Origin of the sequence: Nonomuraea sp. NPDC049646, assembly GCF_044465525.1 — a bacterium.
Taxonomy (GTDB): domain Bacteria; phylum Actinomycetota; class Actinomycetes; order Streptosporangiales; family Streptosporangiaceae; genus Nonomuraea.
Window position 1 is genome coordinate 534918 of record NZ_JBITLU010000007.1, and the last position, 21437, is coordinate 556354.

The following is a 21437-nucleotide window of genomic DNA, read 5'->3' on the forward strand; positions in this document are numbered from 1 at the left end:
CCAATGGTCTCGCCTTCCTCGGCACCCCGGGCCCGCGCCGGTCCCCACTCCGGCGCCCCGCATGCGTCGCGCAATCCCCCCTCAAGGTCTGCGCACGCTAGCTGATGAGGTTATGCCCTTCTCCCCTGTGAGACAGGCTACCCGGCGGTCCTGGGACCTGTGAGCGGAGGATAGGGTGCCATGGCCGAACCGCTACTCGCCCTTGTCAGCGCGGTTGAGACGGGCGAGATAGTCGTTGTAGGAGTCGAGTTCGGTGTCTCGTGCGCCGCCCCGGTCGGCCTTGCGGTCGGCGCGCCGGGCCTGCCGTTCGTCGTCGCGGTACCACTGGGCCGCGATGGCCAGCAGCACCAGCAGCGTCGGGATCTCGCCGAAGCCCCACGCGATGGCCCCGCCGTCCTGCTGGGTCTGGAGCAGGTTGTCGCCCCACGTACGGCCGAGCGGCTCGTACCAGCCGGCGGCGATCACCGAGCCGGTCATCATCAGCGCGATGCCGAAGAAGGCGTGGAAGGGCATGGTGACGAAGAGCATCAGCAGCCGGCCGACGTACGGCAGCCGGCTCGGGCCCGGGTCGACGCCGATGATCACCCAGAAGAACAGGGAGCCGCTGAGCAGGAAGTGCAGCGTCATCCAGATGTGCCCCAGATGCTCCTGCATGGCCGACTCGAACAGCGGCGTGAAGTAGAGGGCGTAGGTGGAGCCGACGAAGATGGCCGTCGCCACGACCGGATGGGACATGACCTTGACCACCCGGCTGTGCAGGATCGTGGTGATCCACTCCCGGGGGCCCCGGTCGCCCCGCCTGGCCGCCGGCTTGAGCGCCCGCAGCGCCAGCGTGACCGGGCCGCCCAGCACCAGGAAGATCGGCACGATCATGGACAGCGTCATGTGCTCGATCATGTGCACGTCGAACAGGACCTTGGCGTAGCGGGCCAGGCCGCTCTGGGTGGCGAGCACCAGCAGCGCGATGCCGATGAACCAGGCGGCGGTGCGCCCCCACGGCCAGGAGTCGCCGCGCCGCATCAGCCGGTACACGCCGGCGCCGTAGAGCCCGGCGAGCACGGCGGCCACCGCGGCGAAGAACAGGTCGAACCACCACAGCGAGAACACGTTCGCGATCGTGATCTCCGGCGGGACGGGGAAGCCGAGCAGCTCGAAGGCCCGGTCGGCGGGCACGCTGAACTCGGGGGGCGGCGTGCGCGACAGCGCGACGGCCAGCCCGACGGTGGCCAGCATGAGCAGCGTCTCCCCGCCGGCCAGCCGGGTGAACGCCCTGGGCCGGCCCGCCTCCAGGTCGACGAGCGTGCGCTGCCGGTGCCAGTAGCCGACGTAGCCGAGCAGCACGAAGGCGACGATCTTGGCCAGGGCCAGCAGGCCGTACTGGGTGGTCCACAGGTCGGACAGCGCGCCGAGCCGGGCGACCAGGCTGAACACGCCGGACAGGCCGACCGCGACGAAGCACCACAGCGCCAGCGCGGAGAACCGGGCGGCGGCCACGGTGAGCTGCGGCTGCCCGCGCATCGCGTGCGCGGCCAGCACGACCAGCCCGCCCACCCACAGCGCGAGCGCCAGCAGGTGCAGCGAGACCGCCGAAGTGGCCAGGTCGTGGTTGGGCGAGGAGGAGGTGTGGCCGGTCAGCGGCGGCGGCAACATCGTCACCAGCGCGAACACCAGCAGGCCGGCCGCGGACCCGGCGGTGATCGCGCCGCGCGAGAACAGCGCGATGGCCACCCCGAACAGCACCACCAGCGTGAGCGCCACGCCCTGGGTGGTCTGGGTGGCGGTGCTGGTCAGGTACTCCCGGTTGAGGATCTGCGGGACCGTGCGGCCCCAGGAGTCGGCCGTGGTGAACACGATGGCCAGGAACGCCGAGGCGGCCCAGCCGAGCGCCGTCCAGGACGAGGCCCTGACGTAGAGCAGGCCCGGCTTGCCGAGCAGGCCCTTGTCGTTGGGCAGCAGCAGGGCGGCCGTGAGCAGCAGGCCGACGGTGAGCACGCCGGTGACGTCCATCAGCAGCTTGGAGACCGGCAGGCCCCACCTGACCACCGCCCCGGCGTCGGGCAGCCCGGGGATGATCCTGGGGAAGGCCCTGCCGCCGGCGATCATGCCGATCACCAGGGCGGCGACCGCCGCCCCCGCACCCGCGAGCGCGAGCCGCGCCGTTCTGCTCATGGCTTCTTCTTCCGCGCGCTGAACAGGAACCCGATGCCGATGCCGACCAGCGCGCCGATCACGATGACCAGCCAGGTCGGGAAGCCGCCCTTCGGCGTGGCCGCCGCCTGGTCGGCCGCGGGGGCGACCGGAGCGCCGGAGGAGGAAGCGGGAGCGGCGGTGGAGGGCGCGGCCGACGCCGCGTCGGTGGCCGACGCGCTCGGCGAGGCCGCCGGAGCCGCCTTGACCGTGAAGGGGATCTCGCCCTCGATGGGATGGCCGTCGGAGGAGACGACCCGGTAGGCGAGGGTGTACTTCCCGCCCGGCAGCGGCCCCTTGACCGCCTGCCGCACCACCGCGCCGTCGACCTCGGGCTTGCCCTCCTGGAAGACGGCCTCGCCCGCGCCCCGGACGATGACGAACGGCATGCGCACCTTGGCGGTGAACTCCAGCCTGACCTCGTCGAGGGCCTCGACCTCGGCGCCCTTGGCCGGGTCGCTGCTCTTGAGTGAGTCGTGGGCCAGCGCCGGGGTGGCGGTGCCGAGCACGAACAGGGCGGCGAGAATCGCGGTGAGTGCCGCGAGCGGGGAACTCTTCATGGCACCCCCAAGGCTACCGACGCCACCGCCCGGTCCTGACCTCGCTACAGCCCCGCGCAGGCGAGGGCCCGCTGGTAGGCGTCCACGGCGCCGTCGGAGTCGCCCAGCTGCTCCATGGTCTCGGCGGTGGCGTACCAGGTGGCCGCCGATCGGCGGGAGTCGGGCAGCGGCGCCAGCCAGTCGCGCACCGGGAGCACGTGGGCGCGGGCCTCCTCCATCCGCCCGACTCCGCCGTAGACCCGGCTCAGCAGCAGGTCGGCCTCCGCGCCCAGCGCCGAGCCCGAATACGGCAGCAGTTCCTGGCCCGCCTTGGCCTGCTTGACGGCCTCGTCCAGGTTTCCGGTCATGGCCTCGGCGACGCCCAGCTCGATGCGCACGCGGGCCCGCTCGATGGGGCTGGTGGAGGTCTGCTCGTGCTCGACGACGCCCTGGCGCAGCATGTCGCGGGCGGCGGCGGCCTCGTGCGGCCGGGCCTTCAGCCGCCTCTGGGCGAGCGCGAGCCGCATGATCGCGATGCTGCGGGGCTGCCCGTGCTCCAGTTGCACGGCCATGGCCCGCTCGGCGAAGGCCAGCGCCTCCTCGGTGTGGCCGGTGATGGCCGCCGTGTTGGAGGCCATCCAGTTGGCCGCCACGAGCGAGCGCGGGGTGCCGAGGGCGTCGGCCGCGTTGAGCAGCTCGGCCGCGAACTGCCGGGCGCGCAGCAGGTCGCCGCGCTCCATGTACGCCGCCAGCAGGCTGCCGCCGAGCTCCACGAGCAGATCGTTCCAGGCGGGCCGCGCCGAGGCGTTGAGTATGCGCTCGGCGACCTCGACGGCCTCGGTGAGCCGCTCGCTCTCCCGGTAGCTGCGGCACAGGTTGATGGCGATCTCGATCCGGCGCTCGGCCGACAGCTCCTCCTCCCGGAGGCGCAGCAGGATGGCGATGGCGCCGTCGAGGTCGCCGCCCGCCTGGGTGGCGAGCGCGAGCCCGAATTCGGTGTCTTGACGAAGGGCCGTCAACCCTGTCAGGTTGTTGTTCGCCAGCAACTCGGTGAAACGCGTACGCGCTTCGGCGACCTCACCGTTCTCCAGCGCCAGACGCGCGTAGCCGAGTGCCAGCTCGATGTCCTCCATCTGCTCGGCGGTCACGCCGTTGATCAGATAGGACAGCGAACAGTCGAGTTTCTGTGCCAGCAGCTCCAGGACGGCGGGGGTAGGGGTACGCTTGCCACTCTCGATCAAGGAGACGTAGCTGTCCGACAACTCGGGGTGTGCCAGCTGTGCCTGTGACAGGCCGCGCTGTCGCCGAACGGTCTTAATACGGAGGCCGACCAGGTCAGATGTGGTCACAGTCGTTGCTCCCTGAGATGATGAAGTCCGAGCAACCCCACATAGGCGAGGGAGAACCCCCATGCGCATGCGTATTGCCCTGTCTGCGCTAGCCACCGTGCTCATCGCAGCGGTGGCTGTCGCAGGCAATGTTACGGCGGCGAACGCCGAGACGTCTGCACTCTATTCGGGCCAGGACTTGGCGCACTGCTGCTGAGCGGCTGACCTCACCGGGAGGGGGTGCGTCGCGCACCTGCGGGGCCGGCACCGCACCCGGCCTTCGAAGGTGTGAAAGCGCACCATGAGGACGACGTCCTCAAGCCCATCGATGTGCCCCCTCTTCCTCCGTCTGGCCGAGAGCGTACCTGACGGCGTCTACATTCGATCTACAGTCGCGTGGCCGCTTCACCTCCTCGGGATTGTGATTACGCTGCCCTGATGAGCGGACGCGGGGCCGTAACCGGGGAGGACGCGTGAGCGACGACATCTACATCCGCCTTCTCGGAGCCGTTCACGCCGAACGTGGCGTCCAGCCCCTCGATCTCGGTCCCGCCAGGCAGCGGGCCACGCTTGCGATCCTCGCCTCGGCCGCCGCCCGGCCGGTCTCGGTGAACCGGCTCGTCCAGGGCATGTGGGGCGACGAGCCGCCGCGCAACGCCGAGCAGAGCGTCTACACCTACGTCGCGGGCCTGCGCCGCGTCTTCGAGCCCGGCCGCGGGCGGCGCGCCCCGTCGCGGCTGCTGCCGGGCACCGGCGCCGGATACGTCTTCGACATCGCTCCCCAGCAGGTCGACTCCGTGCGCTTCGCCGCGCGGCTCGACGACGCCCTCCGCTGCCGCCGTGAAGGCGACGACCGCCGGGCCGTGCGGATCCTGGACGAGGCCCTGGCGATGTGGCGCGGCACCGCGCTGAGCGGCCTGACCGGCCCGTTCGCCGAGCGGGAGCGCGCCAGGCTGGAGCTGTTACGCCTGACCGCGCTGGAGCAGCGGTACGAGAGCCTGTTACACCTGGGCCGCCACCACGAGCTCACCGACGACCTGCGCGACCTGACCGCCCGCCACCCGCTGCGCGAGCGCGTCCGCGAGCTGCTGATGCTGGCCCTCTACCGGTCGGGCCGCCAGGCGGAGGCGCTGGAGGTCTACGAGGAGGGCCGGGTCCTGCTCCTGGAGGAGCTCGGCCTGACGCCGGGCGAGGGGTTACGCAAGTGTCACCAGCTGGTGCTGCGCGGGGAGCCCGGACCGTGGCGCGGCGACGGGGTGCCGCACCAGCTCCCGCGCCATCTGGCCGGGTTCGTGGGCCGCTCCCGCGAGCTGGAGGAGCTGGAGCGGCGGCTGGCCCCGGACGGCGGGCGTCCGCCGACCCCGCTGGTGATCGTCTCCGGGCCGCCGGGCGTCGGGAAGTCCACGCTGGCCGCCCAGGTCGCCCACCTGGTCCAGGAGCGCTTCCCCGACGGGCAGCTCTTCGTCAACTGTCGCGGCGCCACCCCGGAACTGCCCGCGCTGACCGGGCTCGACCTGCTCGGCCGGTTCCTGCGGGGGCTGGGGGTGGCGGCCGACGCCGTACCGGCCGACCTGGACGAGGCGGCGGCGATGTGGCGCAGCCTCCTGCACGGCCGCCGGGTCCTCGTCCTGCTGGACGACGCCGCCGACCTGGCGCAGATCCGCCCGCTGCTGTCCACCCCCTTCGGCACCGCGCTGCTGGTGACCAGCCGCGAGAGCATGACCTGGGGCGAGGACTCCTACCAGCTCGAACTCGGCCGGATGTCCCCCGCGGAGTCGGCCGCGATGCTGGCCGGGCTGGCCGGGGAGGAGCGCGTGCGGGCCGGCGCGGGCGACACCGCCGAGCTCGTACGGCTGTGCGAGGGCCTGCCCCTGGCACTGCGCATCGCGGGGGCCCGCCTGGCCAGCCGCCCCGACTGGAGCATCGCCACGATGGCCGGCCGCCTGGGCGACGAACGGCGGCGGCTGCACGAGCTGGTCGCCGGCGACCTGGCCGTACGGTCCAGCCTGGCGGCCGGCTACACCGCGCTGGAACGCAGCCCCCGCCCCCTCGACCGGCTGGCCGCCCGCACGCTGTCCCTGCTGGGCCTGCTGCACGTGCCCGAGATCACCGCCGAGGCGGCCGCCACGCTGCTCGACTGCGACCCCGCCGACGCCGACCTGGCCCTGGAGCGGCTGGCCGACGCGCACCTGCTCGACCGTCCCAGGCCGGGCCACTACCAGCTGCACGACCTCGTCCGGCTGTTCGCGGGCGAGCTGCGCCCACCCGACCCCAAGAAGCCGGTCCTGCGCGCGCTCGCGTACTACACCGCCTCCACGCACCTGGCCAGCGGCGTCCTGGACCCGCACCGCGTCCGGCGCGGCACCGCTCCGGAGTCGGCCGCGCACATGGTGGCCGGGCGCGAGGAGGCGACGGCCTGGCTGCTGGAGGAGGAGGCCGTCCTCGCGGCCGCGGCCCGCCAGGCGTTGTCCGCCGAGGACGACGACATCGCCGCGATGGGCGTGGCGCTCACGCTCGCCCTGGAATGGGCCTACCAGCGCAGCTACCGGACGCTGGAGATGATCGAGCTCAGCTCCATGGCCCTGACCGTGTGCGAACGGCTCGGCGACGCGGAGAGCACGATGCACGCGCGGGGTCTGCTGGCCAACGCCCTGCGCATGCAGGGGCGGATAGAGGAGGCCGTCGAGCACCTGCGGGCCGAGCTGGCCCTCGCCAGACGGCTCGGCGACGCCTTCTCCGAGCAGCGCGCGATGGGCAACCTCGCCAACGCGTACTTCAACGGCGGCCACTACGAGCAGGCGATCGGCTGCGCCGAACAGCAACTCGCCATCGCCGACCTCATCGGCGCGCGGGTCGGCGCCCGGTACGCCATGCTCATCATCGGCGAGGCCCGTCAGGCCCTCGGCCGGGCGGAGGAGGCTCGCGAGATCCTGAGCTCGGCCCTGTCCGAGGCCGAACAGGTGGGCGACAAGACCCATCAGGCGCAGCTGCGCGCCGTCCTCGGCCGGGTGCATCTGGATCTGGGCGAGCCGGAGCACGCCCTGCCCCACTACCTCATCGCCCTGGAGCTGATCGAACGGGCCGGCTACCGCGTGGGACGGGTGCGCGACCTGGTCGGGTTGTCGCGCACGTACCGCGCCATGGGCGAGCTCGACCTGGCGCTCGCGCACGTCACCGAGGCGGTGGCCGGGGCCGACGGGCTCGCGGAGTGGGAGAGGGAGGCCAGGGAAGAGCAGGCCGCCGTGCACGAGGCCCGCGCGAGGCACCGGTGACCGACGGCGTGGCCATCCGCCTGCTCGGCCCGGTGACGGGCGTGCTCGACGGCCAGGAGATCGATCTGGGGGCCGCGCGCCAGCGCGCGGTCGTCGCCATGCTGGCCTCTCCCCCGGGCCGCGTCGTGACCATGGGACAGCTGGTGGAGGGCCTGTGGGGCGCGAACCCGCCGGCCAGCGCCGGGCAGAGCGTCTACACGTACGTGGCCGGGCTGCGGCGCACGCTCGAACCCGGACGCAGGCCGGGCCAGCGGTCCAGGGTGCTCGTCGGCGAGGCGGGCGGATACCGGCTGCTCGTCGATCCGCGCCAGGTGGACTCCTGCGTCTTCGCCGAGCTGCTGGAGACGGTCGACGTTCGCGGGCCGGACGACGACGACGCCCTGCGCACACTGGACCGGGCGCTGGCGCTGTGGCGGGGCGTGGCTCTGAGCGGCCTGACCGGCCCGTTCGCCGAGACCGAGCGCATGCGGCTGGACGAGCTGTTCCTCGGCGCCACCGAGACGCGCGCCGAGCTGCTCATCCGCCTCGGCCGGGCCCGCGAGGCCATCGCCCCGCTGCGCGAGCTGACCGGCCGCCACCCGCTGCGCGAACGGCTGCACGAGCTGCTCGTCCTGGCCCTGGACGGTGACGGCCGCCAGGCGGAGGCGCTCCAGGCGTTCGAGGAGGCCAGGCGCGTCCTCGACGCGGAGCTCGGCGTCCTGCCCGGCGACGGTCTGCGCGCGGCGCACCAACTGGTGCTGTCCGGGAGCGCGGAGGAGCCCGAGCCGGCCCGTCCCGCCGTCCCCCGGCAGTTGCCGCGCGATCTCATCGGGTTCGTCGGCCGGGCCGCGGAGACGACCTGGCTGAGATCTCTGCTGTCGCCGGCGGACGGCCCTCCGCACCCGTTCGTGGTGATCTCGGGGCCGCCCGGCGTGGGCAAGTCGGCGCTGGCCGTCCACGTGGCACACCAGGTCAAGGGCCGGTTTCCCGACGGGCAGCTCGCCGTCGGGCTGCGCGGCGGCACGCCGGGCGTCTCCCCGCTGCCGCCCCACGAGATCGCGGGGCGGCTGTTGCGCGGCCTCGGCGCGGCCAACGAGGACATCCCCGCCGACCTGGACGAGGCCGCCGCGCTGTGGCGCAGCAAGCTGCACGGCAGGAAGCTGCTGGTGCTTCTGGACGACGCGGCCGGTCTGGCGCAGGTCAGGCCGTTCCTGCGCACCCCGCTGGGCGTCAGCCTCCTCGTGACCAGCAGGGAGTCCTTCAGCGCCGGGGACGACTGCGTGCAGCTGCGGCTGGGCCGCCTCACCTCGTCCGACGCCGCGGTCATGCTCTCGGGGCTGGCCGGCGCCGACAGGGTGCAGGCCGACGCCGAGCGGACCGCCGCCCTGGTGAGACTGTGCGACGGTCTCCCGCTGGCGCTCCGGATCGCCGGCGCCCGCCTCGCCGACCACCCCGGGTGGAGCCTGGGCGCGCTCGCCGACCGGCTCGCCGACGAGCGAGGCCGCCTGCGCGAGCTGGCGGCCGGGGACCTGGCCGTGCGCTCCAGCCTCGCGAGCAGTCACCACGGCCTGGCCACCGGTTCCCGCCCGCTCGATCGGCTGGCCGCCCGCGCCCTGCCGCTGCTGGGGCTGCTGCACGTGCCCGACGTGACGGCCGAGCTGACGGCGTTGCTGCTCGGCAGCTCCGTCGAGGAGGCGGAGCGGGCCCTGGAGCGGCTGGCCGACGCGAACCTCCTCGAACGGGCCGATGACCGGCGTTACGCGCTTCACGACCTGGTCAGGCTCTTCGCCGGCGAGCTGCGCCCGGCGGACTGGAAGGAGGCCCTGCTGCGAGCCTTGTCCTATCTGGCCGCGTCGGCGCGGTCGGCGAGCGTCACCGTCGACCCGCACCGGGTGCAACTCGCCCGGCACGTCGAGGGGCCCGTCCGGGAGCACGCGGACGCCGGGCGGGCGGCGGCCTGGCTGCGTGCGGAGCGGCAGGTGCTCAACGCGGCGGCCGTCCAGGCTCTGGACTCGCCGGACGACGACCTGGCGGAGCTGGGCGTGACGCTGACCTTCGCGCTCCTTTGGCAGCAGCAGCGCGAGCACGCGGGTCAGGAGATGATCGATCTCAACGTGCCGGCCCTGCGGGTGTGCGAGCGGCTCGGCGACGAGCGCCTGGCCCTGGTCGCGCACGACAACATCGCCAACGGCCTGCGCCTGACGGGCCGGGCCGAACAGGGGGTGCCGCACCTGGAGGCGGCGCTGGAGCTGGCGGCCAGGATCGGCGACTCCTTCGGCGAACTGCGCGCGCTCGGCAACCTCGCCAACCTCCACGTCACGGCGCAGCGCTACACGAAGGCGCTGCCCTACGCCGAGCGCCAGCTGGACGTGGCACGGGCGACCGGCTCGCAGGTCGGTGTCCGCTTCGCCCTCATCGTGATCGGCAAGAGCCTGCTCGGCCTGGGACGCGCCCGGGACGCGTACGAGCCGCTTTGCGAGGCCTTGGACGGAGCCCTAGCGGCGGGCGACGACACCCATGAGGCGCATGTCCGCCTGGCGCTCGGCGATGTCCTGATCCAGCTCGGCGACCCCGAGCACGCCCTGGAGCACCTGCGGGTGGCGCAGTCACTGCTCGGCTCGACAGGTCACCGGTTCAACGTGAACGCCCTCATCTCGCTGTCGCAGGTGTCGCGCGCGCTCGGCAGGCTCGACGAAGCCCTGTCCTACGCCGACGACGCGGTGCGCATCACGGAGAGGTTCGGCTACGTCTCCTGGGAGCAGCGGGCCAAGGACGAGCAGGCGGCCGTGCGGGCGGCGATGAGGATCGCGGCGGGCCGCTCATGAGCGCGTCCGGTCTCGATCTGCGCCTCCTCGGGCCGGTCTCGTGCGCCGTCGACGGCGAGGAGGTCGATCCGGGGCCGCCGCGGCAGCGGGCGGTCCTGGTGATGCTCGCGGCCGCCCCCGGGCAGGTGGTCACCAAGGAGCGGCTGCTGGAAGGGTTGTGGGGCGATCGCCCGCCGTCGAGCGCCCGGCAGAGCGTCTACACCTACGTCGCGGGGCTCAGGCGCGCGCTGGAACCGGACCGGAACCCGGGTGAGCGGCCGGGACTGGTGATGAGCGCCGCGGGCGGGTACCGGTTGCTGGTCGAGCCGGACCGCGTGGACGCGATCGCCTTCACCCGTCTCACCGAGACGGCGCACAGGTCGGCCGCGGCGGGCGCGCAGGCGGAGGCGCTCCGGGCCTACGACCAGGCGCTGGGGCTGTGGCGCGGACGCCCGCTCGGCGACGTGCCGGGGCCCTTCGCCGAGGCGGAGCGGGCCAGGCTGGAGGACCTGCACGCGGGCGCGGTCGAGGGGCGGGCCGCGGCCAGGATCCTGCTCGGCGCGCCGCACCAGGCCGTCGCCGAGCTCAGGTCCCTGATCGCCCGGCATCCGCTGCGCGAGCGCCCGTACGAACTGCTCATGCTGGCGCTGGACGCCTGCGACCGGCGGCCGGAGGCGCTGCGCGTGTACGCCGAGGCGCGGCACGTCCTCAGCGATCAGCTGGGGGTGGAGCCCGCCACGGGCTTACGGCAGGCGTACGCCCTGGTGAGCGCCCGAACCGCGGCCGGCTGGGAGGCTGGGCCGGTCCCCAGGCAGCTGCCACGCGATCTCATCGGCTTCGTGGGCAGGCCGCGCGAGATCGCCCACCTCCATGGCCTGCTCGCCCCCGATGACGGCGCCGAGCCGCATCCGCTGGTCGTGATCTCGGGGGCGCCCGGCTCCGGCAAGTCCGCGCTGGCCGTGCGCGTCGCGCACGCCGTACGGCACCGCTTCCCGGACGGGCAGGTGTTCGTCCACCTCCGCGGCGGGACGCCGAACGTGCCGCGGCTGGACCCGCACGACATCGTCGCCCGGCTGCTGCGCGCGATCGGCACCCGCAACGAGGAGGTGCCGCCCGGCCTGGACGAGGCGGCGGCCCTGTGGCAGGCCAGGGCCGCGTCCAAGAGGCTCCTCGTGCTCCTGGACGACGCCGCCGACCCGGAGCAGATCCGCGCGCTGCTGCCGCCGCCGGCCGGCGTCTCCGTCCTCGTGACCAGCAGGGAGTCGCTGAAGGCGGAGGACGATCTCGTCCGGGTCCGGCTGGGCCGGCTCTCTTCCGCCGAGGCCAGAACGATGCTGGCCGGGCTGGCCGGGGAGGGCCGGGTCGGCGCCGACCGCTCCGGCACCGCGTCGCTGATCCGCCTGTGCGACGGCCTGCCGCTGGCGCTGCGCATCGCCGGGGCGCGCCTTGCCGACCGCCCGGACTGGACCGTCGGCGAGCTGGCCGGCAGGCTCGCCGACGCCCGGACCCGGCTGGGGGAGCTGGAGGCGGGCGATCTCGCGGTCCGGTCCGGGCTGGCGGCGAGCTGGAGCCATCTCACGCGCAGCGAGCGCGCACTCGACCGGGCGGCCGCGCACATGCTGACCGTGCTCGGGCTGGTGCACCTGCCCGACCTCTCGACGGACGCGGCCGCGAGGCTGGCCGGCGTCACGGAGCGCGAGGCCGGGCAGGCGCTGGACCGCCTCGGCGACGCGAACCTGCTCGAACGGGACGCGCGCGGCCGCTACCAGCTGCACGACCTCGTCCGGGTCTTCGCCGGCGAGCTGACCCCCGCCGAGGGACGCAAGGCGCCGCTGCTGCGGCTGTTCGACCACTACGCCGCCGGCCTGCGGTCGGCCTGCCGCGTCGGGGACCCCAACCGGGTCCACTCGGTGCACCTGCCGGTGACCGGCCCGGGCCGCGGGTTCCGGGACGCCGCTGAGGCGAACGCCTGGATCGAGCAGGAGGAGTCCACCTTGCTGGCCGCCGCGGCCCAGGCCATGGCCGACGCGGACGACGACCTCGCCCGTACGGGTGCCGCCATCGGCCTGGCCATGTTCTGGCCTCAGCAGAAGGCCTACCGCGTGGCCGATCTGATCTCCGTCGGCAACCAGGCGCTGTCGGTGGCCGCACGCCTCGCCGACGACGAGACCGCCATGCACGCCCACAGCCAGATCGCGGCCGGCCAGCACTTCAAGGGCGACCTCGCCGCCGCGCTGGAACACCTCGAACGGCACCTGGCCCTGGCCAGACGCCTGCGGGACCGCTTCAACGAGCAGCGTGCCCACGGCAATCTGGCCGCCACGTACGCCAAGGCGCAGAGGTACGACCAGACCCTCCTGCACGGGCTGGCCCAGCGGGAGATCGCCAGGGAGATCTCCTCGGAGGTCGGCGAGCGGTACGCCCTGCTGCAGATCGGCAGCGCCTACCAGCACCTGGGACGCCTGGAGGAGGCGGCGTCGGTGCTGGAGGAGGCGGCGGCCATGGCCGGCCGGGCCGGGGACGCCGCGCTCGAAGGGCACATGCGCCGCGCGCTCGGCGGCCTCCAGCTCGACCGCGGCGCTCTGGAGGCCGGGCTCGAACAGCTCGGACTGGCCCTCGACCTCGCCGTCGCCGCCGGCACCAAGCTCCTGGAGCTGCAATGCCTGATCCTGCTCGCCCGCGCCAACCGGCTGACGGGCCGCCTGGCGGCGGCGCGGGAACGCCTGGGCGCGGCCGAGTCGCTCGGGCACGCGCTGGACAGCGCGCCCTGGCTGGCGCGCGCCGCCGAGGAGCGCCGGGCCCTCGAAGCGGAGGAGGACCGCTGAGCGCTGGTCAGGCGGGTGGGAGGGTGTCGCGGAGCGCGAGGAAGAAGTCGACGCGGTCGGACATCGCCGACAGGTTCTTGCCGGTCAGCTCCTCGATCCTGCGCACGCGGTAGCGGACGGTGTTCACGTGCACGTGGAGCCGTTCGGCGCAGGCGTTCCACGAGCCCGCGCAGTCGAGGAAGACGGCCAGGGTGCGCAGCAGGTCGGACTGGTGGCGGCGGTCGTAGTCGGTCAGCGGGGACAGGAGCCGGTCGGCGAAGGACCGGCGGACGTCGCCGGGGACGGTGGCCAGCAGGAGGGCGTGGGTGTAGATCTCGTCGCTGGTGACCACGCCGCCGTCGCGGGCCTCGGCCAGCCGCAGGGCGTGCCCGGCCTCCTCCACGCCGCCCTTGAGCGCGGCGGCGCCGGTCAGCGCGCCGCTCAGGCCGACGCTCAGGCGGGTGCCGGGCAGCGCGGCCAGCACGGCGGCCCCGGCCCGCAACCGCGCGGCCAGCTCCCCGACGCTCCTCCCCCGCAGCGCCACCACCGCCACCGCCCCACCACCCGCCGCAGCCCCGCCGCCCGCGACCGGGCCGCCGACTCCCGGCGGCGTTCTCCCGGAGCCGTCGGGGACGGGGGCGGCGACGGCCTCGCGGGTGAGAAGTTCCTCCAGGATCTGGCCGCCGAGGACGGCGGGCGCCGGGCCGCGGGTGGCGCCGGGGCGCGGGGCGGTGGCGCTGACCACAGCGTACGGCTCGTCCGCGTCGATGCCGCAGGTGCGCAGCCGGGCGTTGAGCTCGGCCGCGTCGGAGTCGGCCAGGGCGGCCGCCACGAGCTGCCCCGCCAGGCGGCGCTCGACCCGGCGGCCCTCCTCCAGGCGGCCGCGTTCGAGTGCCACGCAGGCGGCCAGCTCGTAGCCGAGGTCGGCGCGGCCGAGCAGGTCGCCGTCGCAGGCCAGGACCCAGCCGGCCGCCCGGTGGCCGCGTCCGACGGCGAAGAGCGTCGCGCCGCCGGCCAGGGCGGGCAGCCGGGGCGCGGTCAGGTACGCCCTGGCCAGCCCCGCCGGGTCGGCGGCCGTACCGACGACCACCGCCCCGGACGCGGACAGGACGGCGCCCGTGACGCCCAGCTCGGCGGCGGTCAGCTCGAACAGCCCGCGCAGGTCGGCACCCTCGGCCAGGGCCGCCACGAGCCTGCGGTGACGCCCGAGCGCGTCGCGCACGTCGCCGGACAGCCGGGGCGCGACCAGCTCGGCCAGCGTCCGGAAGGAGACCTCGACCGGCACCTCGACCAGCGGCAGCCCGGCCCGCCGGCAGGCCGAGACGAGGTCGGCGGGCACGTGCCCGAGCCGGGCCGCGCCCGCGCCGAGTGCGGACACCCCGCCCTCGACCAGGGCGGTGACGAACCGGGCGGAGTCGGCGGCGGTGTCGCGCCACATCAGCCCGGTCAGCACCAGCTCGCCGCCGGACAGGTAGCGCCCCGGCTCGGGCAGGTCGGTGATGTGAACCGTGCCGAACTCGCGCTCCGGGTCGCCGGCCAGCAGCCTGAGACCCAGCTCGTCGATCGCCAGCAGGTCACTGATGCGCACTTGGAGGAATATACAAGCCCGGTCTGTCAAGCGATGACCGGGATTTCACGTCATGGGCATAGGAGGCCGGGCCGGGCCGGTGCTCTACTCGGAGAATGACGGAGACGGTCCACCCCACCAGGTCCGAAGGCGTCGGCGGGTCGGAGGGGGTCGGCACGAGCGCGCGGCGGCCGGACGCGACGCTGAAGGTGACCGGCGAGTTCGCCTACGCCTCCGACCTGTGGCTCGACGGCATGGTGTGGGGCGTGACGCTGCGCAGCCCGCACCCGTCGGCCTGGATCCGGTCGATCGACGTGGGGCCGGCGCTGCGGATGCCGGGTGTGCTGGCCGTCCTGACGCACGAGGACGTGCCGGGCGAGAAGTTCTACGGCCTCGACCACAAGGACCAGCCCGTGCTGGCCATCGACCAGGTCCGCCACCAGGGCGAGCCGGTGGCGCTGGTGGCCGCCGACCATCCGGAGACCGCGCGCAGGGCCGCGCGGGCCGTCGTGGTCGGCTACGAGCCGCGCCCGGCGGTGACCGATCCGCGCGAGTCGCGCGAGTACGTCCGGCGCCAGCCGGTGCGCAAGGGCGACACGTTCGAGGCCGAGGTCGTCGTCACCGGCGAGTACGAGGTCGGCATGCAGGACCAGGCGTTCCTCGGCCCGGAGTCGGGTCTCGCGGTCCCGGCCGAGGACGGCGGCGTGGACCTGTTCATCGCCACCCAGTGGCTGCACGTGGACCGCGACCAGCTCGCCCCCTGCCTGGGCCTGCCGCCGGAGAAGGTCCGGCTGACGCTGTCGGGCGTCGGCGGCGCGTTCGGCGCCCGCGAGGACCTGTCGATGCAGGTGCACGCGTGCATGCTGGCCCTGCGCCTGAACCGCCCTGTGAAGATCGTCTACGGCCGCGAGGAGTCGTTCTTCGGCCACGTGCACCGCCATCCGGCCCGGATGCGCTACGAGCACGGCGCGACGCGCGACGGCAGACTGGTCTACGTCAAGGCCGACATCCTGCTGGACGGCGGCGCGTACTGCTCCTCCTCCCCCGCCGTGGTCGGCAACGCCGCCTCGCTGGGGGCCGGGCCGTACGAGGTGCCGAACGTGTGGATCGACGCGGCGGGCGTCTACACCAACAACCCGCCGTGCGGGGCGATGCGCGGGTTCGGCGCGGTGCAGGCGTGCTTCGCCTACGAGTCGCAGATGGACCGGCTGGCCGAGGCGTGCGGCCTGTCGCCGGTCGAGATCCGGGCGCGCAACGCCGTCTCCCAGGGCTCGGCGCTGGCGACCGGCCAGGTGATCGACTCCCCCGCGCCGCTGGCGGGCATGTTGCGCGAGCTGGAGGCCATGCCGCTGCCCGCCCCGCGTACGGGGGCGGACCTGCGCGTGCTGCCGGGCGGCGTCTCCCAGACCACGCACGGCGAGTCGGTGCGGCGCGGGATCGGCTACGGCGTCGGCATCAAGAACATCTGCTTCTCCGAGGGCTTCGACGACTACTCCACCGCCCGGGTGCGGGCCGAGCTGGTCGGCGGCGAGCCGCGGGTCACCGTGCACACCGCCGCCGCCGAGGTGGGCCAGGGGCTGGTCACGGTCCAGGCCCAGATCGCGCGCACCGAGCTGGGCATCGAGGAGGTGACCGTGGCGACCGCCGACACCGCCGTGGGCTCGGCGGGCTCGTCGTCGGCCTCGCGGCAGTCCTACGTGACGGGCGGCGCGGTCAAGGCGGCCTGCGAGGCGGTGCGCGAGCGGTTCGAGGGGCTGCCGCCGCGGGAGGCGCTGGCCAGGTTCGGGCCGATCGAGGAGACCCGCGAGTACCGGCATCGGCCCACGAAGCCGATGGACCCGGTGACCGGGCAGGGCGACTCGCACACGCAGCTCGCGCTGTGCGTGCACCGCGCGGTGGTGGACGTGGACGTCGAGCTGGGGCTGGTCAAGGTGGTGGAGCTGGCCGCGGTGCAGGACGTGGGCAAGATCATGAACCCGCAGGCATTGGAGGGCCAGATCCACGGCGGCACGGCCCAGGGCCTCGGGCTGGCGCTCATGGAGGAGATCCAGGTACGCGACGGCCGCGTGCTGAACCCGTCGTTCACCGACTACCTGATCCCCACCATGCTCGACATGCCGCCTATGCAGCTGAAAATCCTGGAAAATCCGGACCCGTCCGCGCCGTACGGCCTCCGCGGCGCCGGCGAGCCGCCCACGCTCTCCTCCACCCCGGCCGTCGCCGCCGCCGTACGCGCCGCGACCGGGCTCCGGTTGACTCGCGTTCCGATCAGGCCGGAAGATATCGCCTTGTCCGAACACGGGGAGGTATCCGATGGCAAGCGGTCGTGAAGCCGCCGAGGCGGAGTTCAGTCGCTTCGACACCGACGGCGACGGTCTGCTGACCGCGGCCGAGATCAGGCAGGCCAACGAGGCACTGGGGGTCCACGGCGCGTCCGAGGAGGAGATCGAGGCGTTCATCAACGCCGCCGACACCGACGGCGACGGCCGGATCGGCCTGGAGGAGTTCGTCGGCCTGGTCGGCCACGGGCGGCACGAGAAGGCGTGATCATGTCCCCCGCCGGGTAGGTGACCCGCACTCCCCTCGATCATGACGAGGGGGACGTGTGGTGCTCGACAGACTCTTCGAGCTGACCGGGCGGGGGACGACCGTCGGACGCGAGGTCCGCGGCGGCCTGACCACTTTCATGGCGATGGCCTACATCATCCTGCTGAACCCGATCATCCTGGCCGGCGCGCAGGACGTCACCGGCGCCCGGCTGTCCATCGCCGAGCTGACCACCTCGACCGCGCTGGCCGCCGCGCTGTCCACGCTCCTCATGGCATTCGTCGGCAACGCGCCGTTCGCGCTGGCCGCCGGGCTCGGGCTGAACGCGGTGGTCGCCTACCAGGCCGCGCCGCACATGACCTGGCCGCAGGCGATGGGCCTGGTCGTGCTGGAGGGCGCGGTCATCATCGTCCTGGCCGTCACCGGCCTGCGCACCCTGATCATGAACGCGATCCCGCTGGCGCTCAAGCATGCGATCAGCGTCGGCATCGGCCTGTTCATCGCCCTGATCGGCCTGGTGGACGCGGGTTTCGTCGCCCGGGGCACCGGCACCCCCGTGCAGCTCGGCGCGACCGGCCATCTCACGGGCTGGCCGGTCACGCTCTTCTCCTTCGGCCTGCTGCTGATGATCGTCCTGTACGTGCGCAGGACCCCGGCCGCCATCCTCGTCAGCATCGCGGTCACCGCGGTGCTGGCCGTCCTGGTCAACTCGCTGCTGACCGTCCCCGCCAAGGAGTGGGGGGTGGTCGTGCCGCACATGCCCGAGTCCCTGGTCTCGGCGCCGAGCTTCGGGCTGGTGTGGCAGTTCGACCTGTTCGGCGGGTTCGCCAGGGCGGGCGCGCTGACCGCGACCGTGGTGCTGTTCACGCTGGTGCTGTCCGGCTTCTTCGACGCGATGGGCACGATCATCGGCGTCAGCGACGAGGCCGGGCTCGTCGACCAGGTCGGACGGGTGCCGCGGCTGGGCCGCATCCTGACCGTCGACGGCGTCGCGGGCATGATCGGCGGCTCGGTCAGCGCCTCGGCCAACACCGTCTTCGTCGAGTCGGCCGCGGGCGTGGGCGAGGGGGCGCGCACCGGTCTGGCCAGCGTCGTGACCGGGGCGCTGCTCGGGCTGACGCTGCTGTTCACGCCGATCGCCGCGGTGGTGCCGGCGGCCGCGGCGGCGCCCGCGCTGGTGCTGGTCGGGGCGCTGATGATGACGCAGTCCAAGAACGTGCCCTGGACCGACATCGAGCTGGCCGTCCCGGCGTTCCTGACGATCGCGCTGATGCCGTTCACGTACTCGATCACGAACGGGGTGGGGGCCGGGGTGATCTCGTACACGCTGATCAAGGCGGCCAGGGGCCGGTTCGCGGAGATCCCGTGGCTGTTGTGGGCCGTCTCGCTGGTCTTCCTGGCCTACTTCGGCATCGACGCCCTCCGGGCTCTGTTCGGCTAGCGGATGTCAGCGCTGTTGCAGGCCACGCCGTTGTGGTCGAGGTCGGGATACCAGGAGTACTCCTCATGCCGTCCGCGCGTGTAGGGGCCGTCGCCGGCGGCCTGGGCCTCCTTGCAGCTCGCGTACCGCCTGTCGGGCACGCGGGCGACGCCCGCGGGGGCGGTCGTGCCGGTGGTCGCGGTGCCCTGGCCGGTGTCCGCGGGCTGCTGCGGCTGCTGGTCCGTCGGCTGCTGGTTCGTGGGCTGCTGCTGGTCCGTCGGCTGCTGGTTCGTGGGCTGCTGGTCCGTCGGCTGCTGGGGCTGCTGGTCGGTGCCCGGCTGCGACGGCTGGGACGGCGGCGTGCCGAGCATCCGGACCACCAGCGCGTCGGCCTCCTCCTTGGTGAAGCCCGCGATGCTCAGGCTGTCGCCGTCCATGCTCTGCGTGACGACCGGCGCGGCCAGGACCGTCTTCGGCGTCTGCTCGCCTTCGGGCGCCAGCACGATCGCGACCTGCCGCTGCGTGGGCTGGAGCTCGTCGATGAGCCGCACCAGCCGGTCCTTGAAGACCGGCGCGACCGCGATGCGCACCGAGTAGGAGTTGTCGGTCCCCCGGACGGCCTCGATCCGCTGCACGGCGCCGACCGTGACGCCGTCCTCCAGGAGGTAACAGGTGGTCTGCTGCTCGTCGAGCACGGCCGGGTCACCCGGGCAGGGCGCGGTCTTGGTCTCCTTGACCGGCGCGAAGTGGATGGGCGTGGCCAGGCGCTGCGGCGGCGCGCCGCCGAGGAGGGGGCTGTCGGGGCTCTTGGTCATCAGGACGGCGACCGTGCCGAGCACGCCCGCCACGACGACCACGAGCACCAGCGAGACGGTCAGCACGATGGTGGTGAGACGGCTGGCCTTCGGCTCCCCGGGCTCCTCCGGCTCTTCCGGCTCCGCGGGAGGCGCCTCTACCGGTCTGTCCATCGTTGACGACCCCATCCTGACGTTCGGGCTGCCGGTGAGCTTATCGAGGACGGGCAGCAGCGGGGTAATCAGCCGAAAAATCCTCACCTGTCTGTGAGATCGGAGGAAAAATGGAAATGAGAACGCAGGTTGTCGGCAACTTTCCACGCGAACGAGGGATGACCCCATGAAGGTCGGAGTTCCCCGCGAGGTCAAGAACAGCGAGTACCGCGTCGCACTCACCCCCGCGGGCGTCCACGAACTGGTCCGCCACGGGCACCAGGTCCACGTCGAACGGCACGCGGGCCTCGGCTCGGCCATCCCGGACGAGGACTACGCCGCGGCGGGCGCCGTCATCGCGCCGCACGCCGACGAGGTGTGGGCCACGTGCGACCTGATCATGAAGGTGAAGGAGCCGGTGGCCGAGGAGTACCACCGGATGCGCAAGGGCCAGATCCTGTTCACCTATCTCCACCTGGCCGCCTCGGGCCCCCTGACCAGGGCCCTGCTCGACTCGGGCGTCACGTCCATCGCGTACGAGACCGTGCAGAACAGGGACGGCTCGCTGCCCCTGCTCGCCCCGATGTCGGAGGTGGCCGGACGGCTGGCGCCGCAGGTCGGCGCGTACCACCTGATGCGCTCGCAGGGCGGCAGGGGCGTGCTCATGGGCGGCGTGTCCGGCGTGCGGGCGGCGAACGTCGTGGTGATCGGCGCCGGGGTGTCCGGAATGAACGCCGCCGCCATCGCGCTCGGCATGCAGGCCGAGGTGCTGCTCCTCGACCGCAACATCGACAAGCTCCGCCAGGCGGACATGATCTACCAGGGCCACTGCCAGACGGTCGCGTCGAACACCCTGGAGATCGAGAAGGCCGTGCTGGAGGCCGACCTGGTCATCGGCGCGGTGCTGGTGCCGGGGGCCAAGGCGCCCATGCTGGTCACCGACGACCTGGTGAGCCGGATGAAGCCGGGCTCGGTGCTGGTGGACATCTCGATCGACCAGGGCGGCTGCTTCGAGGGCTCGCGGCCGACCACGCACGCCGAGCCGACGTACCGGGTGCACGAGTCGGTCTTCTACTGCGTGGCCAACATGCCGGGCGCGGTGCCGCACACCTCGACGTTCGCGCTGACCAACGTGACGCTGCCGTACGCGCTGGCCGTCGCGGGCAAGGGCTGGCGCGAGGCGGTCCGCACGGACGCCGCCCTGGCCGCGGGCGTGAGCACCCACGAGGGACGCCTGACCAGCCGGCCGGTGGCCGAGGCGCACGGCCTGGAGTGGTCGCCGCTGGAGGAGGCGCTGGCCTGAGCCGGGTACGGGACAGGCCCGGTCGCGCGGAACGGGACCGGGCCTTGGCCGTCACCGATCGCCGCGTTACGGTGAGTCACGAGACCATGACGATCCGTGACAACGGAGGCTTGGATGGATCCGGTGCTCCTGCGCGGCAGCGCGGAACGCAACTTCGACGACCTCGACACCGACGGCGACGGCTTCCTGACCAAGGACGACTACATCGCGCTGGCCCGCAACCGCATCCTGCGGGCCGGCGCCCGGCCGGACACCCCCGAGGGGCGGAAGGTCGTGGCGGCGTTCCTCGACACCTGGGACGTCCACGTCCACGCCCTCGACGCCGACCACGACGGCCGGATCAGCAGGGAGGAGTACGTCGAGTCCTTCCAGGCGCTGGTGCGCACGGGCGCGCTCGACGGCGTGCTGAACCCCATGTTCCGCGCCACCTTCGACCTCGCTGACCACGACGGCGACGGCGAGCTCACCGCCGCGGAGTTCCGCACGCTGTGGAACCGCGACGACGGGCTCTCGGCCGCCTTCCAGCGGGCCGACGCCGACGGCGACGGCCGCATCAGCTTCGAGGAGTACGCGCGCCTGCGCCGCGGCCTGCTCGTCGGCGACCTCTAGCGGAACCCTTGAACAGCCGTCGCGGGGCCCCCCCCCGCCCCGGCCCGGGCCCGGGGGGGGGGGGGGGGTTTTTGGGGGGGGGGGGGGCGGGGGGCCCCCGCAGCCAACGGGGGGTGGGCGGGGGGGCGGGG

13 protein-coding genes are annotated in these 21437 nt (G+C 73.5%); 8 read left to right on the plus strand and 5 right to left on the minus strand.

Features of this window, described 5'->3' with window-relative positions; translation table 11 throughout:
- Positions 1-192: 192 nt before the first annotated feature.
- Genes ACIBQ8_RS23810 through ACIBQ8_RS23820 form a run of 3 tightly spaced genes read right to left on the minus strand, consistent with a single transcriptional unit; the run spans position 193 to position 4075 of the window.
- Positions 193-2169: a cytochrome c oxidase assembly protein gene (locus ACIBQ8_RS23810; protein WP_397192982.1), complete on the minus strand. Its 1977-nt coding sequence runs from the start codon at positions 2167-2169 to the stop codon at positions 193-195.
- Positions 2166-2747, minus strand: a complete 582-nt coding sequence (locus tag ACIBQ8_RS23815; protein WP_397192983.1) for a copper resistance protein CopC — start codon at positions 2745-2747, stop codon at positions 2166-2168. The genes ACIBQ8_RS23810 and ACIBQ8_RS23815 overlap by 4 nt, the downstream gene beginning before the upstream one ends.
- 44 nt (positions 2748-2791) lie before the next feature.
- Positions 2792-4075: a helix-turn-helix domain-containing protein gene (locus tag ACIBQ8_RS23820; RefSeq protein WP_352323870.1), complete on the minus strand. Its 1284-nt coding sequence runs from the start codon at positions 4073-4075 to the stop codon at positions 2792-2794.
- Between the two features lie 452 nt (positions 4076-4527).
- Between ACIBQ8_RS23820 and ACIBQ8_RS23825 the strand changes: the two genes are divergently transcribed.
- Genes ACIBQ8_RS23825 through ACIBQ8_RS23835 form a run of 3 tightly spaced genes read left to right on the plus strand, consistent with a single transcriptional unit; the run spans position 4528 to position 12934 of the window.
- Entirely contained in the window at positions 4528-7326 is a 2799-nt protein-coding gene (locus ACIBQ8_RS23825; RefSeq protein WP_397171017.1) for a BTAD domain-containing putative transcriptional regulator, read from the plus strand.
- Positions 7323-10130, plus strand: a complete 2808-nt coding sequence (locus tag ACIBQ8_RS23830) for a BTAD domain-containing putative transcriptional regulator (protein WP_397192984.1) — start codon at positions 7323-7325, stop codon at positions 10128-10130. Before ACIBQ8_RS23825 ends, ACIBQ8_RS23830 begins: the two co-directional genes overlap by 4 nt.
- Complete coding sequence (locus ACIBQ8_RS23835; RefSeq protein ID WP_397192985.1) at positions 10127-12934, plus strand: AfsR/SARP family transcriptional regulator; 2808 nt, start codon at positions 10127-10129, stop codon at positions 12932-12934. Before ACIBQ8_RS23830 ends, ACIBQ8_RS23835 begins: the two co-directional genes overlap by 4 nt.
- A gap of 7 nt (positions 12935-12941) precedes the next feature.
- Here ACIBQ8_RS23835 and ACIBQ8_RS23840 read toward each other — a convergent pair whose 3' ends face one another.
- A complete protein-coding gene (locus tag ACIBQ8_RS23840) occupies positions 12942-14501 on the minus strand; it encodes a PucR family transcriptional regulator (RefSeq protein ID WP_397192986.1) in 1560 nt (519 codons plus the stop codon).
- 95 nt (positions 14502-14596) lie between these two features.
- On the opposite strand from ACIBQ8_RS23840, the gene ACIBQ8_RS23845 reads away from it, so the two are divergent.
- From ACIBQ8_RS23845 to ACIBQ8_RS23855, 3 genes are all read left to right on the plus strand, one after another.
- Complete coding sequence (locus tag ACIBQ8_RS23845; protein ID WP_397171010.1) at positions 14597-16810, plus strand: molybdopterin cofactor-binding domain-containing protein; 2214 nt, start codon at positions 14597-14599, stop codon at positions 16808-16810.
- Positions 16794-17027, plus strand: coding sequence for an EF-hand domain-containing protein (locus tag ACIBQ8_RS23850; protein ID WP_352323877.1), 234 nt, complete (start codon positions 16794-16796; stop codon positions 17025-17027). Before ACIBQ8_RS23845 ends, ACIBQ8_RS23850 begins: the two co-directional genes overlap by 17 nt.
- A gap of 61 nt (positions 17028-17088) precedes the next feature.
- The gene (locus ACIBQ8_RS23855) at positions 17089-18468 is read left to right on the plus strand and encodes an NCS2 family permease (protein ID WP_397192987.1); all 1380 of its coding nucleotides are present in this window, start codon (positions 17089-17091) and stop codon (positions 18466-18468) included.
- Here the strand turns inward: ACIBQ8_RS23855 and ACIBQ8_RS23860 are convergent.
- A complete protein-coding gene (locus ACIBQ8_RS23860; protein ID WP_397171007.1) occupies positions 18465-19415 on the minus strand; it encodes an excalibur calcium-binding domain-containing protein in 951 nt (316 codons plus the stop codon). The genes ACIBQ8_RS23855 and ACIBQ8_RS23860 overlap by 4 nt on opposite strands.
- 166 nt (positions 19416-19581) lie before the next feature.
- Here ACIBQ8_RS23860 and ald point away from each other — a divergent pair, with 166 nt between their 5' ends.
- Positions 19582-20697, plus strand: coding sequence for an alanine dehydrogenase (gene ald / locus ACIBQ8_RS23865; protein WP_397171006.1), 1116 nt, complete (start codon positions 19582-19584; stop codon positions 20695-20697).
- Between the two features lie 114 nt (positions 20698-20811).
- Entirely contained in the window at positions 20812-21306 is a 495-nt protein-coding gene (locus tag ACIBQ8_RS23870) for an EF-hand domain-containing protein (protein WP_397192988.1), read from the plus strand.
- Positions 21307-21437: the final 131 nt, after the last annotated feature.